The 21,076-nt window shown below is 45.6% G+C and carries 19 protein-coding genes; 10 read left to right on the forward strand and 9 right to left on the reverse strand.

Annotated elements, in window-relative coordinates; genetic code table 11:
* Positions 1-27 precede the first annotated feature (27 nt).
* Positions 28-3,051: a carbamoyl-phosphate synthase large subunit gene (carB, locus tag LC20001_RS02295; RefSeq protein ID WP_010011562.1), complete on the reverse strand. Its 3,024-nt coding sequence runs from the start codon at positions 3,049-3,051 to the stop codon at positions 28-30.
* A gap of 47 nt (positions 3,052-3,098) precedes the next feature.
* Positions 3,099-4,175 (reverse strand): carbamoyl phosphate synthase small subunit, encoded by a 1,077-nt coding sequence (locus tag LC20001_RS02300; protein ID WP_010011563.1) that lies wholly within the window; start codon positions 4,173-4,175, stop codon positions 3,099-3,101.
* Between the two features lie 401 nt (positions 4,176-4,576).
* Between LC20001_RS02300 and argC the strand changes: the two genes are divergently transcribed.
* The 5 genes from argC to argF all read left to right on the forward strand — a co-directional run bounded on the left by argC (position 4,577) and on the right by argF (position 10,077).
* Complete coding sequence (gene argC / locus LC20001_RS02305; RefSeq protein WP_010011565.1) at positions 4,577-5,602, forward strand: N-acetyl-gamma-glutamyl-phosphate reductase; 1,026 nt, start codon at positions 4,577-4,579, stop codon at positions 5,600-5,602.
* A gap of 147 nt (positions 5,603-5,749) precedes the next feature.
* Positions 5,750-6,946 (forward strand): bifunctional glutamate N-acetyltransferase/amino-acid acetyltransferase ArgJ, encoded by a 1,197-nt coding sequence (gene argJ, locus LC20001_RS02310; protein ID WP_010011566.1) that lies wholly within the window; start codon positions 5,750-5,752, stop codon positions 6,944-6,946.
* A 58-nt stretch (positions 6,947-7,004) separates the two neighbouring features.
* The gene (gene argB, locus LC20001_RS02315; protein WP_010011567.1) at positions 7,005-7,760 is read left to right on the forward strand and encodes an acetylglutamate kinase; all 756 of its coding nucleotides are present in this window, start codon (positions 7,005-7,007) and stop codon (positions 7,758-7,760) included.
* On the forward strand, positions 7,757-8,893 hold the full coding sequence (locus LC20001_RS02320) for an acetylornithine transaminase (RefSeq protein ID WP_010011568.1): 1,137 nt from the start codon (positions 7,757-7,759) through the stop codon (positions 8,891-8,893). Before argB ends, LC20001_RS02320 begins: the two co-directional genes overlap by 4 nt.
* 164 nt (positions 8,894-9,057) lie before the next feature.
* Positions 9,058-10,077 carry an ornithine carbamoyltransferase gene (gene argF, locus LC20001_RS02325; protein ID WP_010011569.1) on the forward strand — a complete coding sequence of 340 codons (1,020 nt, stop codon included), beginning with the start codon at positions 9,058-9,060 and terminating at the stop codon, positions 10,075-10,077.
* A gap of 51 nt (positions 10,078-10,128) precedes the next feature.
* On the opposite strand, the gene LC20001_RS02330 is transcribed toward argF, so the two are convergent.
* The 7 genes from LC20001_RS02330 to LC20001_RS02360 all read right to left on the reverse strand — a co-directional run bounded on the left by LC20001_RS02330 (position 10,129) and on the right by LC20001_RS02360 (position 15,931).
* Entirely contained in the window at positions 10,129-10,437 is a 309-nt protein-coding gene (locus tag LC20001_RS02330; RefSeq protein WP_010011570.1) for a DUF960 domain-containing protein, read from the reverse strand.
* A gap of 179 nt (positions 10,438-10,616) precedes the next feature.
* The gene (locus tag LC20001_RS02335; RefSeq protein WP_010011571.1) at positions 10,617-11,477 is read right to left on the reverse strand and encodes a DUF4097 family beta strand repeat-containing protein; all 861 of its coding nucleotides are present in this window, start codon (positions 11,475-11,477) and stop codon (positions 10,617-10,619) included.
* A complete protein-coding gene (locus LC20001_RS02340) occupies positions 11,474-12,082 on the reverse strand; it encodes a DUF1700 domain-containing protein (protein ID WP_004562517.1) in 609 nt (202 codons plus the stop codon). The genes LC20001_RS02335 and LC20001_RS02340 overlap by 4 nt, the downstream gene beginning before the upstream one ends.
* A complete protein-coding gene (locus LC20001_RS02345; RefSeq protein WP_004562516.1) occupies positions 12,082-12,399 on the reverse strand; it encodes a PadR family transcriptional regulator in 318 nt (105 codons plus the stop codon). The genes LC20001_RS02340 and LC20001_RS02345 overlap by 1 nt, the downstream gene beginning before the upstream one ends.
* A gap of 128 nt (positions 12,400-12,527) precedes the next feature.
* Positions 12,528-13,688, reverse strand: coding sequence for a GNAT family N-acetyltransferase (locus tag LC20001_RS02350; RefSeq protein ID WP_010011572.1), 1,161 nt, complete (start codon positions 13,686-13,688; stop codon positions 12,528-12,530).
* An 8-nt stretch (positions 13,689-13,696) separates the two neighbouring features.
* Positions 13,697-14,788: a DUF871 domain-containing protein gene (locus tag LC20001_RS02355; RefSeq protein WP_010011573.1), complete on the reverse strand. Its 1,092-nt coding sequence runs from the start codon at positions 14,786-14,788 to the stop codon at positions 13,697-13,699.
* A gap of 216 nt (positions 14,789-15,004) precedes the next feature.
* A complete protein-coding gene (locus LC20001_RS02360; protein ID WP_010011574.1) occupies positions 15,005-15,931 on the reverse strand; it encodes an SPFH domain-containing protein in 927 nt (308 codons plus the stop codon).
* A 228-nt stretch (positions 15,932-16,159) separates the two neighbouring features.
* Here LC20001_RS02360 and dhaK point away from each other — a divergent pair, with 228 nt between their 5' ends.
* The 5 genes from dhaK to ltrA all read left to right on the forward strand — a co-directional run bounded on the left by dhaK (position 16,160) and on the right by ltrA (position 20,556).
* Positions 16,160-17,164 carry a dihydroxyacetone kinase subunit DhaK gene (gene dhaK / locus LC20001_RS02365; protein ID WP_004562512.1) on the forward strand — a complete coding sequence of 335 codons (1,005 nt, stop codon included), beginning with the start codon at positions 16,160-16,162 and terminating at the stop codon, positions 17,162-17,164.
* Between the two features lie 23 nt (positions 17,165-17,187).
* Positions 17,188-17,715: a hypothetical protein gene (locus tag LC20001_RS02370; RefSeq protein WP_010011576.1), complete on the forward strand. Its 528-nt coding sequence runs from the start codon at positions 17,188-17,190 to the stop codon at positions 17,713-17,715.
* 23 nt (positions 17,716-17,738) lie between these two features.
* The gene (dhaL, locus tag LC20001_RS02375; protein WP_004562511.1) at positions 17,739-18,326 is read left to right on the forward strand and encodes a dihydroxyacetone kinase subunit DhaL; all 588 of its coding nucleotides are present in this window, start codon (positions 17,739-17,741) and stop codon (positions 18,324-18,326) included.
* The gene (gene dhaM / locus LC20001_RS02380) at positions 18,323-18,691 is read left to right on the forward strand and encodes a dihydroxyacetone kinase phosphoryl donor subunit DhaM (protein WP_010011578.1); all 369 of its coding nucleotides are present in this window, start codon (positions 18,323-18,325) and stop codon (positions 18,689-18,691) included. Before dhaL ends, dhaM begins: the two co-directional genes overlap by 4 nt.
* Positions 18,692-19,173: 482 nt before the next feature.
* Complete coding sequence (gene ltrA / locus LC20001_RS02385) at positions 19,174-20,556, forward strand: group II intron reverse transcriptase/maturase (RefSeq protein WP_069700543.1); 1,383 nt, start codon at positions 19,174-19,176, stop codon at positions 20,554-20,556.
* The last annotated feature ends 520 nt before the right edge of the window (positions 20,557-21,076 follow it).

Consider the following 21,076-nt stretch of genomic DNA (forward strand, 5'->3'; position numbering starts at 1 on the left):
TCCAAAAAGGGTGTGCGGTTCATTTTGTTAATTCACTGTTAGTGCGGCAAGTAGCGTATCCTTGGCGGTGAACAGCGGGATATTCTGACTGAGAGCAAAATAGTTCAGCGGGTCAGCGGCAGTTTGGTGATCGTTGGTATTGGCTACCAACGCCACTTGTTCTGCCGCCACTTCGGGAACTGTATCGGCAGTCAGGACTTGCGGTACTAACTGGGCGTGCGCAATTTCTTGAAGTACAGTCGTATCTGCAGCTAGGGTAGGTGTTAGCAAGACGAATTGCCCAGCGTGACTGCCATGAAAATGATAACTGTCGGTCAATGCTTTGCCTAGCGCCGTGGCGTAATCGTTGGCAATACCGATCGATTCGCCGGTGGATTTCATTTCTGGACTCAACGCAGTACTGATGCCCGGTAACTTAGTGAAGGAGAATACCGGCGCTTTAATGGCAACTAAGTTCGGTGGTGTCAACAACCCTGGTGTTAGGCCTAATTCTGCAAAGTTTGCACCCAGGATCAAACGCGTCGCAATTTTAGCTAAATGCAATTTAGTCACTTTGCTCATAAAAGGTACTGTCCGACTAGCCCGGGGGTTGACCTCGATGACGTAGACTTGATCAGCAACGATAAATTGAATGTTCATCATGCCAATACAATGGACGTTTTGCCCGATTTTAGTGGCGATCGATACGATCTCAGCTTGTTGCGCTGCAGTCAAGCGCTGCGGTGGGTAAACGGCGATCGAGTCGCCAGAATGAATGCCCGCACCTTCGATATGTTCCATGATACCGGGAATAAAGACATCGTGACCATCGCTGAGAATATCGACTTCGCATTCTAACCCTTGAACGTAATGATCAATCAGGATCGGCTGCTCTGGTGCCGCGTGTAAGGCGTTGGTCAAATAATGAGCCAATTCCGTTTTGTCATGAACGATCGCCATTGCCCGGCCACCGAGGACAAAGCTTGGCCGTACCATCACGGGATAGCCGATCTTAGCGGCAATTTTGCTGGCTGCTGCTAAGCTAGTAGCAGTGTTACCGGCCGGCTGTTTCACGTTTAAGTGTTGTAAAAGAGCTTCAAATTGATGGCGGTCCTCAGTTTGTTCGATGCCATGTAAGGAAGTACCAAGAATTTTTAGCCCGTTGGCCACTAAACCTGCAGTCAAATTGATCGCTGTTTGACCACCGAATTGGACGATCACACCTAGTGGTTGCTCTAATTCGGCGATGTGTAGCACACTTTCTAACGTTAACGGTTCGAAATATAGTTTGTCGGAGATCGAAAAGTCAGTCGAAACCGTTTCTGGATTGTTGTTAACGATGATCGCGTGGTAGCCAGCTTGTTGAATTGCTTGGACACAGTGAACGGTGGTGTAGTCGAATTCAACGCCTTGGCCGATCCGAATTGGGCCTGAGCCAATTACTAGAATGCTGTTGCCAAGCGGTTGGCTTTCGTTTTCACTGCCAAAATAAGTACTGTAAAAATAAGGCGTGCTGCTGGCAAATTCGCCGGCACAAGTGTCGACCATTTTGTAAACTGGCGCTGATCCGGGCAGCGGTTCAGTAGTGACGGCGCTGATCATCGCATCGTTAAAACCGAATTTTTTGGCGGTGGCGTAATTTGTAGTTAGATCTTGCGCTAATTGTTGCTGCAAGGTGACGATGTGGGCTAACTTGTCCAAGAAAAAGCGGTCGATCTGCGTCAGCGTTTGAATTTTATCCACGCTATAACCAGCGCGTAAGGCCGCAAAAATAACCAGCAATCGATCGTCAGTCGATGTGTGCAAAGCAGCAGCTAGATCTGGTGTGACGGTGCTAGGTTTAAGCTGATTGATCGCTGCTTGGTCGATCTCCATTGATTGCAACGCTTTTAACAGCGATTCTTCGATCGTGCTGCCGATACCCATGACTTCCCCAGTGGCTTTCATTTGTGTGCCTAATTTCCGTTCGGCAGTGTTGAATTTATCAAAGGGAAAGCGGGGGATTTTGGCGACAACGTAATCTAATGCTGGTTCAAAGGCAGCGTAAGTGGTTTTAGTAACGGGATTGCGCAGTTCGCTTAAATTCAAACCAACGGCGATCTTGGCGGCAATCTTGGCGATCGGATAGCCAGTTGCTTTTGAGGCTAACGCGGACGAACGGCTGACTCGCGGATTAACTTCGATCACGTAGTAGTGTTCGCTATTGGGATCTTGAGCTAATTGGACGTTGCAGCCGCCTTTGATGTCCAGTGCATCGATGATATCCAATGAAGCTTGGCGCAAAGTCTGGTATTCGGTATCGTTCAGCGTCTGGGAAGGCGCAAAAACGATCGAATCGCCGGTGTGGATGCCAACTGGATCAAAGTTTTCCATGTTGCAGACGGTGATCTTGTCGCCCAGGTTGTCGCGCATCACTTCGTATTCGATTTCTTTAAAGCCGGCGATGCTCTTTTCAATCAAGCATTCGTTGGCCGGTGACATGCTAAGACCGCGAACCATGATCTTTTGCAATTCTGCCGTATTGGCAGCGATTCCGCCACCAGTACCGCCAAGCGTGTAAGCTGGCCGTACGATAACTGGGTAGCCAATCTCGTGAGCAAAATCCAACGCAGCTTGGACGGCGTGGACCGTTTTGCTGGCGGGAATCGGCTGGCCGATTTTTTGCATCAATTCTTTAAAGCTTTCCCGGTCTTCGGCCTGTTTGATCGTTGCTAGACCTGTGCCAAGTAATTGAATGTTGTACTTGGCTAGTATACCTGCGTCGTCCAATTCAACGGCTAGATTTAGCCCAGTTTGACCACCGAGTGTGGGGAGCAACGCGTCAGGCCGTTCTTTGGCTAGAATCGCGCTGACTGATTCTAAGGTCAATGGTTCTAAATAAACTTTATCGGCAATTTCATCGTCGGTCATGATCGTCGCTGGGTTAGAGTTGATCAAAACAACCTGGTAGCCTTCTTCTTTTAAACTCAAGCAAGCTTGGCTACCAGCATAATCAAATTCAGCGGCTTGGCCGATCACGATCGGACCAGAGCCGATGACAGCAATTTTATGAATATTAGTTAATTTCGGCATTTGCATTCTTCCTTCACGATTTAAGATCAATTTATTCGGTTAAAGCGCTAAGCCACGCTACTTTTCTTCGTTTTATTGGTGTTCATTAGGGTACAAAATTCAGTGAAGAAACCCAGTGCATCCGTTGGACCAGGGTTAGCTTCGGGATGATATTGGACCGAAATTACGGGTAAACTTTCGTGGCGCAGGCCTTCAACGCTGTGGTCGTTTAATTCGTAAGCGGTCATCTGTAAAGGCGTGTCAGCCAATGAATCAGCTGCCACCGCGTAGCCATGGTTTTGGCTGGTTAAAATCGTTTTGCCGGTGGCAATATTTTTAACCGGGTGGTTCAAACCACGGTGGCCGTACTGCAATTTATAAGTTGCGGCGCCATTGGCTAAGGCTAATAATTGATGGCCGAGACAAATGCCAGCGAGCGGGTATTTAGTTTGTAAGGCTTGGATCAGTGGCAAAGCCGCGTGATAATCGGCGGGATCATCGGGACCATTAGATAGGAAGATGCCATCTGGTTGTAAGGCGTCAATGGCCGCTAACGAAGTCGTATAAGGGACAACATCAACGTTACAATGTTGCGCTAATAATTGATCGATGATCGCTTGTTTAGTACCAAAGTCGATTAAAACCACGTGTTGCTGTGCCTGTGGTGTGGTAAAAGTCGCGCGTTCTAGCGGGGATTTTTTTTGTTTGATCATGGTGTAAGCTTCCATAAAAGGAACCGTCAGGGGCTGAGTCGTTAAAATGGCTTTTAATGTGCCTTGTTGGCGAATATGTTTGGTCAATTGACGGGTATCGATACCCTGAATACCTGGGATGTTTTGCTGTTGTAAAAATTCATCCAGATTCATTTGTTGGGCGTAATGATTCGGCAGCTCGGCTAATTGGCGCACGATAATTGCGGAACAACCCGCCACCTTGGCCTGATTGTGCGCAGCGTCAACCCCGTAGTTGCCAATTAAAGGATAAGTAAAGGTGATCAATTGATTAGTATAGGAAGGATCGGTGATCGCTTCTTGGTAGCCTGTCATACCGGTATTAAAAACAACTTCACCAGCAGCGGCAATGTGGGCGCCAAAAGCGTCGCCGGCAAATGTTAAACCATCTTCTAAAGTAAGATAACTTTTCATTCGTTTTCATCCTTTCACATAAAAATGCAAATATATTTTGACTTGATTGTCATCAAGTAAACCGCATTTTAAGTTATAAGTCAACTGAAAAATTCAAAATAAATGTATATTTCTAAATATATACGCATATAATATGCAAATTCAAAAGAATATATGCATAAAAATTGAAAAAAGCTTGCATTTCCAAAATGGCAGGTGTAAGCTGTTGGTCAATGATAGCTTGATTAAAAATTCATTGGAAAAGTATAGAGTGTTTGAAAAAGCGTATATGCGGGTTGACCTTATGTGTTTGAAAGTTATGACTATCAGCAACCTAGTGTAAATGTGATTGAAAAAGCAGATTATTACATATAGCTAAACGCTTTTTCAATACACTCTTAAAATTAAAGGCGGTGAGGGACATGAACGTAGCTTTAGTCGGCGTTACCGGTTATAGCGGTATGGTTTTATATCAATTATTACAACAACATCCTGAGGTGGCGACGGTGCGCTTGTTCGGCCATCCCGACAGTCAACCGCAACCATTAATGGAAGCAGTGCCGAACTTTGTCGCTGATCAAACGCTGATCGAACCATTGGATACCGCCACCGTGATGGCAAGTTGCGATGTGATCTTCTTCGCAACTTCTGCCGGTGTGACCACTGAATTGGCCGGGCCATTTATTGAAGCCGATTTTCCGGTGATCGATCTATCCGGCGATTATCGTTTACAGGATCCGCAGACGTTTACTAAGTGGTACCACAAGCCGGCACCAGCAACGGCCGCGTTGCAAAATAGTCACTACGGCCTAGTTGAGTTCGCTAATGCGGCGGGCCATAATTACATTGCTAATCCGGGTTGTTACGCGACGGCAACGCTGCTTGGCTTGGCGCCATTGGTACAACAGCAGTTGATCGACCCGGCAAGCATCATTGTGGATGCTAAGTCAGGGACGTCTGGCGCCGGCAAGAAGTTAGCTGCCAGCACACATTTCAGTCAAACTGATGAAAACTTACAACTATATAAAGTGAATCAACATCAACACATTCCCGAGATCATGCAACAATTAAAAATTTGGAACGCAAACGTACCAGCAATTCAATTTACCACCACTTTATTACCAATCGTGCGGGGAATCATGGATACGATTTACGCCAAATCAGAGGCTACTGCGGAACAGTTGCAAGCCGCCTTCACTGCGACTTATGCGGATTCTCCTTTTGTCCGGGTATTGCCGGCGGGGCAACTGCCGACTTTGAAGGAAGTCGTTGGGACTAACTATTGTGATTTGGGCATCAGCTACAATCCGGTGACCCACACGGTTCTGGTGATTAGCGTGATCGATAACTTGGTCAAAGGCGCTGCGGGACAGGCGGTGCAAAACTTCAATCAACATTTTGGCTTCGATGCAACCGCCGGCTTACAGTTAGCCACGGTATTACCATAAAATTAATTGTGCAGTGGAGATTAAAGCCATGCTTCAACTTGGCGCCTTTCGCCCTTAGTTGAATGGCCATCGCCACGAACATCAAAAGTTTCTTAGCGGGTTTTGCTAAGAAACTATCATTAATAAGTGAGATAGAGGAGAAATATGATGGAAACAAAATATACAGAGATCCCATTTACTTGGCCCCAAGGTTTTAAAGCCGATGGTGTCCACGCTGGGTTACGTAAAGCAAAATTAGATATGGGGTGGCTGTATTCGGCACAACCTGCGGCAGCAGCCGGCGTCTACACGACCAACCAATTTCAGGCGGCGCCGACTAAGTTGACTAAAAAAACGATCAACCAGCAGCATCAATTGCAGGCGATCGTTTTGAACAGTGCCAACGCCAATTCGTGTACTGGCGCGCAAGGTGAACAGGATGCCGCGCAAATGCAGCAGTTGGCGGCGATTAAATTAGGTTTAAATGCTGACTTGGTCGGTGTGGCTTCCACGGGAATCATTGGTGAACTGTTGCCGATGGACGTGATCGCTGCGGGAATTGAACAGCTACAATTAACGGATAACACTAAGGTCACCGAAGCCGTTTTGACCACCGATACCCACGCCAAAACCGTCGCGGTCACCTGCCAAATCGATGGCAAAACCGTCACGCTTAGCGGTTTTTGTAAAGGCTCAGGGATGATCCACCCGAATATGGCGACGATGCTCGGCTTCGTGACCACCGATGCGGCTATTGATGGCATGTTATTGCAGCAGTTACTCAGCCAAGCCACCGACACCACATTCAACCAGATCACCGTTGATGGCGATACATCGACCAACGATATGGTGACGGTACTTGCCAACGGTGCAGCCGGCAACACGCCATTGACCACTGCTTCAACTGACTATGAGACGTTTGTGGCTGCCTTTACCTATGTGCTCGGTGAATTAGCCAAAAAAATCGCCGCTGATGGCGAAGGTGCAACTAAATTAGTTGCAGTTACGGTCGCCGGTGCTTGGTCTGATTTTGAAGGTCAGCAAGTTGCTAAGGCCATCGTTGGTTCGAATTTAGTTAAGGCGGCCATTTACGGCGAGGACCCTAATTGGGGGCGGATCATGGTCGCTATCGGTCAAACCGATGCTCATTTGGATCTAACTGCAGTCGACGTTACGTTAAACGAATTGCCGTTGATTCAGAATAGCCAAGCAGCCACCACAGAAGTTAGTAAACTGACAGCCGCTTTGGCTGAAAAGGTGATCAATGTGGCCGTCGAGCTACATAATGGCACCGGTCAAGGGCAGGCCTGGGGTTGCGATCTGACCTACGATTACGTCAAGATCAACGCCACTTATCATAGTTAAAGTGGTTAACACGTTTACACTAAAAATTATTTTCAAAATAGCTTAAGGAGAGAGTCATATGAAGCAAATCATCGTGATAAAAATTGGCGGCAATGCAGTCGCCCAGTTGCCGGATAGTTTTTTTCAACAATTAGCCTGCTGGCGCCAACAAGGCCAGCAGATCCTGATCGTGCACGGTGGTGGGCCGAAAATCTCCCAGTTAAGTGAGGAATTACATTTAACAGTTAAGAAAATTGCTGGTGTACGGGTGACCGACGCTGCGACTTTAGAACTGACTAAGGCAGTTTTGCTAGGTTTAGTCCAGCCGGAATTGCTGAGCAAACTGAGTGCGCATGGTCTACCAGTGATCGGCCTGAATGCTGGCTGCAATCATTTATTACAAGGTCATCATTTAGACCAGCCAACTTACGGCGAAGTTGGTGTGCTGGACCAATTAAATACCACTTGGTTAGAACAAATCTTGAGCCGGCAGATCGGCGTATTGGCACCACTGGCACAAACAATCGACGGACAATGGTTAAACGTCAATGCCGACACGGCTGCAGCCGAGATCGCCACCAAATTAAACGCTAGCAAATTAGTTTTATTAACTGATGTGCCGGGCGTGCTATCAGCCGGTGAAGTCTTGCCAGAATTGTCGCAGCAAAAAGCCCACGCCTTGATCGCCACTGATGTGATCAAAAGCGGCATGACACCAAAAATCAAAGCAGCGTTTGCGGCACTGAATCATGGCGTCCAACAAGCATTTATCACCGATGACTTGACCCACACTGGAACCACATTCATTACACAGAAAGCAGGGATCACTCAATGAGTAAATTATTTCCAACCTACGCGCGTTATCCCTTTGATATCGTGAGCGGTCATGATTGCTATTTGACCGATGATCATGGCAATACTTATCTTGATTTCACCAGCGGTATTGGCGTTTGTAACCTTGGCTACAGTAACGCTGCTGTTCAGGCTAGTGTGGCTGAACAAGCACAAAAAATTTGGCACACGTCGAACCTTTATCAAAGTCAATTGCAGGAGCAAGTCGCTACTTTGCTGGTCGGCGACGCGGATAAATTAGTTTTCTTCTGCAACTCTGGTACTGAAGCCAATGAAGCCGCGCTAAAATTAGCGCGTAAAGCTAGTGGTAAAAGCGCAGTGCTAGCTTTTAGCGATAGTTTTCACGGGCGGACGTATGGTGCGTTATCGATGACTGATAATCCGGCGATCCAAGTAGGCTTTGGACCGTTGGTGCCCGATATCCATTTTGCACCATACAATGATGCTGCTGCGTTAACGCAGATCACAACCGATTTAGCGGCGGTAATTTTGGAAGTTGTCCAAGGCGAAGGCGGCGTCAATCCAGCTAGTAGCGAGTGGCTACACCAGGTAGCAACTAAATGTAAGCAGGAACAGGTGCTGCTGATCATCGACGAAGTACAAACCGGCAACGGCCGTACCGGACAACTGTTTGCCTACCAAAATTATGATTTACAACCAGATATTGTGACGACTGCCAAGGGTTTAGCTAATGGGTTGCCGGTGGGGGCTTTGATTGGTAATGCTGACTTAGCCAGTGCATTTACGCCCGGCAGTCACGGCACCACATTTGGCGGGAATAAATTAGCCATGGCAGCGGCTAAAGCAGTCTTGACACAACTGACGCCAGCATTTCTCGCTCAAGTTCAGGCTAAAGCTGCTTATTTGGAACAGTTATTACAAACTGAAATAGCACCTTTATCGCAAGTTACCGGCATTACTGGCTTAGGTCTAATGCAGGGAATCCATTTGAACGTCGCGGTGGGGCCAGTTGTGACCGCGTTGCAGCACGCACAGTTACTGACGCTGTCGGCTAAGCACGATACGCTACGTTTATTACCACCATTGACGATCACAGAAGAACAACTTGCCCAAGGTGTGGCGACGATCAAACAAGTTTTACAGCCAGGTTTTTGACGATGACTGAAACGGCTTGAGTTGAGGAAACGCAGTTGCGGACTTTGCAACTACATACCACTTTCTGCCGCCGTCAAAATGGACAACCGTCTGTAACAGCAGAAATTTATTAGCGTACTTGGCTAATAAATTCACCTTAATTGTGAAATAAGAGGAGGCCAACTATGAATCATTTTGCTAATCAATCATTTCTGAAAGAAATCGACTTTACACCTAGTGAATTAGAATACTTCATCGATTTTGCCCTGCATTTAAAACAGCTAAAGCAACAGCATATTCCGCATCATTATTTGCAAGGTAAAAATATCGCCTTATTGTTTGAGAAAACGTCGACGCGGACGCGGTCAGCCTTTACCGTAGCGGCAACTGATCTCGGTGCGCACCCAGAATTTTTGGGCAAAGGGGATATTCAATTCGGTAAAAAAGAATCGACCGCTGATACCGCTAAAGTATTAGGTTCGATGTTTGATGGCATCGAGTATCGTGGCTTTGCCCAAGATACCGTGGAACAATTGGCGCAATATAGTGGCGTGCCAGTGTGGAACGGCCTAACCGATCAATGGCACCCCACCCAAATGATCGCTGACTTTATGACTTTAAAGGAACATTTTGGTCATTTACCAGGCTTGACCTTAGCTTACGTGGGTGATGGCCGCAATAATATGGGGAATTCATTGTTGGTCACTGCCGCTATGTTAGGCGTCAATATTCATATTGGCGCACCAACCGCCTTGCAACCAAGCGCGACCGTGGTGGCAATGGCGCAAAAAGCTGCCGCTAAAAGTGGCAGCAAAGTATTAGTGACGTCTGATCCTGTCGAAGCCGTTGCTGGCGCTGATGCGATCTATACTGATGTCTGGATCTCGATGGGTGAGGCAGTAGCGCCGCAGGAACGGATCAAGGAATTGTTACCTTATCAGGTCAACGCTAAGTTAGTCGCACAAACTGAAAAAGTCGATACGATCGTCATGCACTGCCTGCCGGCTTACCATGATAAAAATACGGAAGTTGGTAAAGTGTTAGAAGATGAGTTTGGCGTTACTGCCTTGGAAATCACTGACGAAGTCTTTAATAGCGACCAATCAGTGGTTTTCCAAGAAGCAGAAAATCGCCTCCATTCGATCAAAGCAATTATGGCGGCAACTTTAGGTGATCTATTTATTCCAGAGCAACTTTTTAATTAAAAATACCCACCAATGTCAGTAACACGACTGACATTGGTGGGTATTTTTAGGTTAGGCTTCTGCCTCACGTGGTAGCAGGATCGTCTGTTGAGTACCGCTATCATAGGCGAAGATCGTTGCTGGAAAATCACTAGTGTACGTAAATGGAGTATCAAAACTAGCGACGACTTCATGATCTTGCACATAATCATAAGTGACGTTGCCGTGATTGTTACTGATTTCAAAAACCAAAGTATGTGCTAGGGGAAAAACACCCTGCAAATTATTATCAATGATCGCCCAAATTGAATCGATCAATTCACCAGGGATGCTAGCAACGACACCATAAGATGCGAACCGACTTTGCTTACTATCAAACATTAACTCAGCCTTCTTCCTATACCGAATATTGCTCCTAATTCTCTATTATACGCCATTCGCACAAAAAATACCGCGTTGAATGTTTGGTCAAATTCGAAGAATATTTGCTGGATTGAAATTAAAAAACAGGCACACAAAGTTACCTTTCCTTGTGTGTCTGTTTCGTATTTCTAGTACCGCTATTCAATATCGATGTCACCGCTCGCTGAAGTTATTTCTAAGCGATCCGCAGCATTAGGTTCTTGATTGTAGGGAGAACTGTGCTCAGCGTCATGAACGCTGATATCACCGGAATCAGCTTTTAAGCGATAGCCAGTGGTATCACTATTGTTTAGTTCAACGTCGCCGCTGTGGTTAGTCAAACCGATAATACCGCTAAGTTTAGTGTGTTCAATATCAGTATCACCGCTGTTGTTAGTTGCATTAAATTCAGTCAGCGTGCTATTGTCGATCGATAATTCACCGGAGTTTAATTGGCCAGTCACTTTATTTAAAGTCACGTGGGATAAATCGATGTCACCACTGTTGTTTTTAAATTCACCTTGATTTGTTACCGACAATTGGTTGACAGTCATGTCGCCTGAACCAAGAGTGATAGTGGCAGTCTTAGCGGCCACTTGTTGGATCGACAGATCACCACTGTTGAGATTCAAGTCAAGTTGCGCCAATGTTTTTTGGGGTAAGACGATTTTGACATGTGGCTGATGATTGCTGACGAAATCAAAGCCAAAACTAGGTAAACTACTGTTTCGGCTGATAGTTAAAATACCAGCGCTCAAATTGACTTTAGTGGCTTTAACTTCGGGACCGGAAACGGTCACGCTAGCTTGTTGACCGGCGACTAATTCAACATCTGTATCGGTCACGTCTAAATTCAATTGTTTGACTTGACCAAGTTTATGGGTGATTGTTCCATTACGTACGATCCGAAAACCATGGTCAAAAGTAACGCTGTTAACGCCACCCATTAGTGCGCCGATCCCGGCAAAAAGCAGACCAACGATCAAAATCAGGGTTGCCCATTTAGCTATTTTTCTCATACGTGGTCAACTCCTTTCTGGTGGCGTTCTTGGAATTTATGGTAGATAAATTTAATCACGACAACGCCCATTTGGAGCAAGACTTTGACCACCATATAACCGATCAACATGGCTAAAACGCCTGCGCCTAAACCGGCTAACCCCATACCGATGTAGAAAATACCCGTGGCGAAGGACTGGATCAAAATAGCAAAACCACTGATCAAAGCAAAACCGCCCGCAAATAATAATGCGGCAACGACCATCATTGCCGCAAAAATAATTGCGCCTACTACCAATACGCCGGCAATCAACATGAAAATTATGGCGCCGGCTAAGGGAATCGCGATGGGTGAGGCAAAGAGGGCAAGTACAATGATCCAAATCAAACGGGCATTATGCCGCGGTGTTGCGGTAACGGTCTCAGTTTGGCGAATTGAATAATCGGCCAAGGTTTTGCGCGCCAACTGTTGTGGGGTACCCAGTTTAGCCGCGACCGCAGAATAATCAGCTAAATCGGCGTCTAAAATATATTCTTGATAATATTCAAGGACATCGTTAACTTCATCGACATTTAACCCAACTAGTAACTGTTCAAATTCTTTTAAATAATCAGCGGTGGTCATCAAATTTCACCTTCCTTTTTGAGTAGCCATTCAATGTTGTGTTTGTAGTCTTCCCAGTCATGGCGAATTTCGCCTAGTCGTTGCGTCCCCAGTGGTGTAATACGATAGTAGCGGCGGTTGCGACCTTTAAAGGGTTCATCATAGGTTTCTAGCGCGCCATCTTTTTTTAATCGGCGCAGTACCGGATATAGAGTTGATTCTGAAATCGTGATCGTTTGCTGGACCTGTTGGGTGATCGTGTAGCCATAATAATCTTTATCGGCTAACAAGGCTAAGACGCAACCGTCCAGTAATTCCGAACTAACAGGAATATTCATAACTATGCTCCTCACTATATTATATATCGTATAGTATTAATATAAAAATATCATATAGTTAATATAATAATATGTCAAGCAATAAAAAAATCTACCAAATAATTTTTGATAGACTTTTTTAACGTATTTTAAAAATAATCGATCAAGCATGGTGCCTCATGGACTAGCGCTTGATCTAGTTTTTGTGCCACTTGCTGGCTGCCACTGATCTCACCATAATGTAATAAATCAGTTAGGCGCCGATAACCAAAACTAGCTTTAGTTAAGCTTTGAATACTTAATTTGAGTTCGCCTGCGACGGTACTAGTGGCAATTTGCGTTTGGCCCTGTTGACGTTGTAACTGCCAAGTTGCTTGGTTAGCTGGTAAAATATCGTCGCTGACCTGTAAAGTAATCGGCGCAAAATCACAGGTAAATGGGTAACGCTGGAGGAAATCCTTTAAATTAACGATTCGTGCCATCATGTAAGGCACGGTTTTCGCCGTTAGTGCATATGGTTCAGTCAAGCGATCAAGCTGGGCTGCTGTTGGCGCGGCATAACTAAATTGTTGGTAGCTTGTGCCGTGTTTAGTGATAAACAACGCCAATTCTTGGTAAGTCGCACTGTCCACAAATTGCCACTCTTGGACATCGAAGGTTGTGGCCGTGCGTTGATAGATCAAATAGCCCGTCAACTGTTGTTGTGCATCAAAACGTAAGGCAACTTCCCATGCTGGATTTTTAGCACTTAAATACTGCCACCACCAATCAGGGCGCAAGAGCCCGCCACGCTGGCTACTTGGTTGAGCGGTATAAAAATCCTGTAATTGGGGCCAAGCTGTGGCTAAGGGAAGTCGCTGAATTTGACCATGAACATCGATTTTAAGTCGTGGTAAATCCGCGCTCGCTATTTGATAAAGTGTGTGATCAAAGACTTGCTCATAACCGAAGCGCCGATAATAACGGAAAGAAAACGGTGCTAAGCAGGATAGTGTGACGCCTTTAGCCGCCATTTCCGTTAGTGCTGTGCGCAATAATGTGCCGGCACCACCACGACCAGCAAACTCTGGTGCGCTCATCACGTCACCAATACCATTCATTTGATAGATGACTTGATGGAAATTGACCTGAAAGGGAATGATATAAAGACCGCTGACTAAACGTTGTTGTTCCTTTAGTCCGTAGACCCACGCGTGTTGATAACGCTGACTGAAAAAAGCGCGCCGCTGCGGGCTATCTGGCTTGTTAAATGCGTAAAGATACAATTGATAAAAATCTACCTCATCGGTTGTGTTTAAACGATAATTCATAGGCACACCTAGTTGTTAGCGACTAATTTAAAGTCGGCCCATGGTTTTAAGTGTTTTAACAAAATTTGATCGGCAGCGCTGATATGCCCAACCACATTGATGCGGCCATCGTTGGCAAAATCCTGGCGGGCGATTTGCAATTCGCCTTTGTACTGACCGTAATCGTCATTGTCGATCAATAAATCACCAGCATAGATCGGTGTCGTATTGTTGGCGGGAAAGGCAGCATCTTTGTAGATGACACGAGTCATAGTTGAGCGAATGACATAATCAGAGAAGTCACCACGGTACGTCTGACTTTGGTCAAAAAGCACTTTACGTTCAGTGGCGGTGGCTGTTGGTTCTACATCAACGTGCAAAATGGGTTCTGGTGCGAAAAAGGCCTCACTGGCCGCTTTTAATTCGGCTTCACTCGCATAGGCATCACCAATCAAAACATCATCAATCAAGCCGCTAAGCCGTAAATGCTGAACTTGTGTTGAAATTGGTAAGTTACGGTGTTCCTCTAAAGTACTTAATCCGTCAGCCACTGGCCAAGGTCCAAAAGTTGCGCTTGGTGCAGTCACAAAGGCAGCCGTATTGATTGCGTATTGACGGTAGTTTTCGCAACAAGCTTTGAAATAATCGTAGCCTAAGCCGGTAAATTTTTGGGGATAAAAATTGTGTGAGCCCAGCAAATTATCGCGATTTGGTGAATAATCCATGATCGTATCTAGGTAATGGGTTCCTTTAGACATGTTGACTTCAATTTTTAAACCATAGGGATTATGGGTCATCCGTGCTTCTTCTTGGCCGGTAAAGCCTAGATCTAGCCGTACCCCCCAAGCACCTAACTCCTTGAAAAAGCTTAAGTCTTCATATGAAATACCCAGTTGTTCAAAAAGGTTAGGGTTCATATCGACCATTACTTGCATGCCTAAACTATTGGCGTACGTGATCACTTGCTTAAAGTGCGCTATAACTTCTTGTTGGTCACCAGTGATCTCTAATAATGATGTGAAGACACGTTGAAAGCCATACTTGTGTGCTAAATCTAAATAAGCCTGATCCTGTTCAAAAGTTGCACGTTCAGGATAGACGGAAACGCCTAATTTGCTCATAAAAAACTCTCCTTTAGTTATCTGTAACGTTCGCGACCCAATTGTTAGCGGTCAGCTAATACCGCGAAAACTGGGGTTTAATTTAATAATCCGCTTACAGTATAGCATAGTTAGATATCTGTCTAGACCGATTGCCGGCTAATGGAATTTGTTGCTTAGGAAAAAACAAACCCCGGAACAAAGCAGGTGGCTTCGTTTCGGGGTTCACTTAAAATGTTATTTAGTTGCGGCTGCTTTATTCTTAGCTTTATCAACGGTCAATAAATCACCAATTACTGGTAGTTGACCTAAACTATCGGCAGTTGCGTTAGGCAATACAACTGTATTTGCAGGACTCTTTGCTAGATCGCGAAAAGCGTCAATGTTCTGTTGAACAAAGTAGTTTTGCCCGGCGTCAGCCAAGACCACATTTAATTGTTGTGTTTGGTAAACTTGCGCATCAGTAGTTGTCCGGAGCGCAGTTGCTTTAGCGGTAGCAGTGTTGACCAAGACTTGGTTATTCGCTTCGTTGGTCTCCAGCAACGCCTGATTATTCGCTTGATTTTCTAACGTGATCGAGCGCGCTTTACCTTCAGCGCTGGCAATGGCCGCGTCACGTTCACGAGTCGCTTGCAGTAATTTATTCATAGAAGCTTGGATATCGGCTGATGGGTTGACTGAGTCAATGTTGATCCGATCAACATTTAAGCCGTAGCCGGCGGTGACTGATGAAATTTCTTTGAATAATTCTTTGTTGATCTCTTGAGTGCCGTTAAGGACCTCATTTAATTCTTTGTTACCAATGATTCCCCGTAAAGCTGCTCGTGTGTCCTGAACCATTGAACGGACGGAATCTTCGTTTTTAAAAACGAAGTCTTCAATATTAGTCACGTGATACTTTAAGGAAATCTTCACAGAAATTTCTGCGTTATCTTTAGTGATCACCACTTGTTGATTCAGATCGACCGGCGTTTGTGCAGTACCGACAGTAATAATGTGTGAAATAAATGGTTTGATCACGTGGATCCCCGGTTCTAAAATACCATCAAAGCGGCCTAACGTTACGACGACGCCCTTGTTTGGTTGATTGACGATTTTGACCGTCAGTAGTAATAACGCAACCACTAAAATAATAATGATCCCAAGCAAAATCAATGTACCCATAATAAATTCCTCCAATCAGTTATTACCTCCAAGTATACCTGATTTTGCTAGTGAATTGGGTTTCATTTTACCGGAATTATTTTGACCAAAAAAGAAGCGATCGGCGGAATAAATCTGGGAGGTTAGTGATGTTTAAGTTTAATTAAAAGACGGTTGCTTAATCTTGTAACCGAGTTCAGAAAACGGTTATACTGAATGTGAACGTAATCAAAATTGGAGGCCAGATTGATGAAAAAAATTATGAACGATCCACAAAACATTGTGCCGGAAATGGTAGCTGGTTTGGTCCAAGCCTATCCGCAATACGTTGAGCGCTTGCCCGAAACTGAAGCGTTAGTTCGTCATGATAAAGCATCGATGGAAAACAAGGTTGGTGTGATCAGCGGTGGCGGTAGCGGTCATGAACCGACCCATGCTGGCTTTGTTGGTGCCGGAATGCTGTCGGCCGCTGTCGCTGGTCAAGTTTTCACCTCACCAACACCAGATCAGATCTACGCAGCAATCAAGGCTGCTGATCACGGTAAGGGTGTATTTATGGTCATTAAAAATTATTCCGGCGACGTCATGAATTTTGATATGGCCAAGGATATGGCGGATCTTGATGATATTCAAGTAAAATCGATCGTCGTTGATGATGATATTGCGGTTGAGAACAGCACCTACACACAAGGTCGTCGTGGTGTTGCCGGGACAATTTTCATGCATAAAATTATTGGTGCTGCGGCTGATCAAGGTGCTTCGTTGGATGAACTAGAAGCATTGGCTAAAAAAGTTTTACCGAATATCAAAACGATCGCAGTGGCACTATCCGGTGCGACGGTACCAGAAGTTGGCAAACCTGGATTTGATTTAGCGGATGATGAAATTGAATATGGAGTCGGAATTCATGGCGAACCCGGTTATCGTAAAGAAAAGTTACAACCCTCTAAGGCACTAGTTACTGAACTTCTAGGTCGTTTAAAGGCTGAATTTAAGTATCAAGCTGGTGACCATTTTGCTGTTTTGATCAACGGGATGGGGGCAACGCCATTAATGGAACAATATGTCTTTACCCATGATGTGTTGGATCAATTAGCAGCTGAAAAGATTACTGTTGATTTCACTAAGGTCGGCAACTATATGACTTCGTTAGATATGGCCGGTATTTCGCTAACTTTGTTTAAGTTGGCAGACGATGCTTGGTTAAAGGGACTACAATATCCGGTAGATACGATTGCTTGGACGCAGAAATAAACCTAACTTGAGGAGGAAATTTCATGTACACGCTGGAGCCACAATTATTTTCTGGTGAACGCGCGCCAGCAACTAAGGATATCGCGACTAAAATCAATACGCATTTGACGCCATTGACTTTCAGTTTTACCACCGCTGGCGTCACAGCGAGTACTTTGATTTTAACTAAAGCGCAAATTGCACTGCGTGATGAGCGAGGTGTAACTTTTCTGCAAGAATCATGGGATGCGGTTGGTTCGGTGCAACTAGGCTATTTACGCGCGGGTAATTTAGCGGCAGATACCACTGCGCTATGGTTGTTACTTGTGTTTAAGATCGCCGGGCGGCCGTATTACATTGTCAGTCGTGATTTTCAGTCATTACCGCAACTGATTGCAGTCTTGACTGCCCATGATGTTGACTTAGATGACCCGTTGGATCTACTGCCACAGGTGTTGTCAGCGCCTAAACCACTGACGCCACAGTTTACGGCTGATTTATTGGCTGCTTATCCGCAGATGATCCAAGGCACTGACTTTCCGACTAATGCGCGTTGTTTAGCCGAAATTTAATTTAATGAAGGGAAGATCAATTGATGACATTAACTTTAGAAGATACCTTGAAATGGTTGCACGGTTTCGATGCGACTGTAACTGCTCAGAAAGCTTATTTAAGTGAATTAGACACGCCAATCGGTGATGGCGACCACGGTAATAATTTGGCGCGTGGGGCTGCGGCAATCGAAGATGCATTAAGTAAGCAAGCGCCAGCTGATTTAACTGCAGCATTGAAGACGATCGCAATGGCTTTAGTCAGTAAAGTTGGCGGTGCGTCGGGCGCTTTATACGGGACCGCGTTTTTAGAAATGGCTAAAGCTAGTCGCGAGACACAAGATGTTGCTGAACTTTTGGCGGCTGGTTTAGCGGGTATTCAAAAGCGTGGCGGCGCGACAACTGGTGAGAAAACGATGGTTGATGTGTGGGCGCCAGTCGTTGCGGCAGCCAAAGCCGGCAATTTAACTGAACAAGTGATCACAGATGCGGTACAGGCAACGGAACCGATGAAAGCCACTAAGGGCCGGGCGTCCTATGTTGGCGATAATTCGATTGGTCATCTTGATCCGGGTTCAGTTTCCAGTGGCTATCTATTCAGTGAATTATTGAAAGCGGGGGTGACTGCATGAGTTTAGGTATCGTGATCGTTTCACACGTTGATAAGATTGCAGCTGGTGTGCAAACGCTGATCAGCCAAGTCGCCGCTGATGTTTCGGTGACAGTGGCTGGCGGAACTGACGACGGTGGTGTTGGTACTAGCGTCGAAAAAATTCAACAAGCAATCAGCGATAATGCTGGTACCGAGATTTTGGCTTTTTATGATTTAGGTAGCGCCAAAATGAATTTAGAATTAGCACAAGATTTTAGTGATAAGCCGGTGCACTTGTATGATGTTGCGTTAGTCGAAGGTGCCTATACGGCGGCAGCTTTATTGCAAGCTGGTGTGGATCGTTCAGCGGTCGAAGCCCAATTAGCTGACCTAAAAGTAAAATAAATTTTGGCTAGGAGTGTGAAGCTCCTAGTTTTTTTGGTGCGCCCGGCATGGGCGTCAACTAGGTGGTGAAAGTCCACTGCGGGCCGTAGTAGTCGGAACCGCTAGCCAAAGGCAAGGCCTTTATCGTGAGGTGAAGACTGAAGGAAGCCTGATGAGCAAAGTACTGCACCGATGAACAAGAAGCAGCTATAAGGCCGGAAGTAACTGGATAAGGTGGCCAAACACACTGAAGTCCGATACTACCCGAAGTTACGACAGTAAAGCTGACGGTGACATGGTACGAAAGTTGACGTTCTTACCCGGGGAGACCTGTACACACAATCCTGATTTTCTTAGGGAATACCCAAATGACAAGGAAATATGAGTTCAAAGCAAGTCAGAAATGGCTGGTTAAGTGTACAGGAGTCAGCCGAGGTCATAGTAGTGGGTAACCATGAAGGACCAAACAATAATAACTCATATTGCGACTGGAAGTGAAGACGATGCGAAAATCGCAGAAAACAGAACAAGCTGACCGCCAGCGGATGATAGGTCTGGAAGACCAAAGACAAACTGGGGCGCGTAGTATCGCCTCCGGTGAAGGAGAAAAGATGAGTGGCACTCAGTTTCAAGCATTAGTTTTGGCCCGCAACAACCTGAATTTGGCTTATCAACGTGTGGTCAGGAACAAAGGGGCGGCCGGAGTTGACGGTATGACCGTTGATGAATTGAAACCGTACCTGAAAGTACATCGCGAAGAATTACTCGCAGAATTGGCCAATGGGACTTATAAACCGGCACCAGTCAAGCAAGTCTCAATTCCAAAGCCCAACGGTGGAACGCGTAAGCTTGGCATTCCGACCGTGATCGACCGGCTAGTCCAGCAGGCCGTGGCCCAGGTCCTTTCGCCGATATATGAACAGATCTTCGCCAACAATAGTTTTGGTTTTCGACCCCAACGCAGTGCACATGACGCAGTTCAACAGGTCGTTCAGCTAGATAATGCGGGTTATCACTATGTGGTTGATCTGGATTTGAAGGCCTACTTCGATACGGTTAATCATGACATGCTTATGAAGTTTCTCAAGCAGCGAATTAGTGACCGCTGGATACTACGGCTCATTCGCCGTTTTCTGACTAGTGGCACCATGAATGGGCAATTGTTTGAACGCAGTGAGAAAGGCACACCGCAAGGCGGGCCGATCTCGCCACTGTTAGCGAATATTTATCTCAACGAATTCGACCAAGAACTAGCTAGGCGCGGTCATGAATTTGTCCGTTACGCCGATGACTGCAATATCTTTGTTAAAAGTCCACGCGCGGGCCAACGAGTCCTCGCTAGTGTGACTCGTTTTCTCGAGCATGAGTTAAAACTCACGCTCAATCAGGAAAAGACACAAGTGGTCGCCACCAACAGAATGAAGTTCTTAGGTTTTACGTTGGGCCACACTAAAGGCAGGGCTTTTCCCTATCCGGTGTGGTCAGCGAAGCAGCGAGTTAAACAAGCATTGAGGCGGCTGACTAAGCGTAATCGTGGTGTATCCGAAGACCAAATAATGGCAGAGATTCGTCAAAAGATGCGCGGTTGGTTGCAGTATTACAGCTTGGGTAGAATGAAGCGGTTCATCACGGAATTAGATGCGTGGCTGCGGTCACGTATTCGCCAGTACATTTGGAAACAATGGAAGAAAGCCAAAACTAGAGAGAACAACTTGAGCGGATTAGGATTTACGAAAGATGAAGCTAAGCTATCCGCTAACACGCGTAAAGGGTACTGGCGGACAGCGCATAGTAAAACGCTGTGCCGTACCCTAACTAACAAAGAGCTGGAACGTCGTGGACTCATTAACTTGAGTCAGACGCTCCAGCAAATTCAGAGTGCTTAAATTATTGAACCGCCGTATACGGAACCGTACGTACGGTGGTGTGAGAGGACGGTAACTTACAATTACCTCCTACTCGATTGCTGACGTGCGTTAGAATAAAGAGGTGTAGTTCAGAAGTAGCGTCATCTCTTTGCGGCATGCTTTACGCCACAAGAATGGCCACTGTCGCTGTTTTTTTTAACCATACTGGTTAGCAAGTATCAGATATTAACCTTATTTGCCAAACCGTACTTGCTTGCCGATGTCGATTGGACTAATGCCAAGGTATGGCAAGTCCAAGTCGCATCGCCCGTAACATCAAAAATTTTTGGTACAAAATTAATCAATAATTGTGAAGTAGAGCCATGTTTCTTGCGGCATGTTTTACGCCACAAGAATGGCCATCGCCCGTAACATTAAAAATTTTTGGTACAAAAATTAATCAATAATTTTGAAGTAGAGCCATGTTTCTTGCGGCATGTTTTACGCCACAAGAATGGCCATCGCCCGTAACATTAAAAATTTTTGGTACAAAAATTAA

This window comes from Loigolactobacillus coryniformis subsp. coryniformis KCTC 3167 = DSM 20001, assembly GCF_002706425.1.
In the GTDB taxonomy this organism is placed as follows: Bacteria; Bacillota; Bacilli; order Lactobacillales; family Lactobacillaceae; genus Loigolactobacillus; species Loigolactobacillus coryniformis.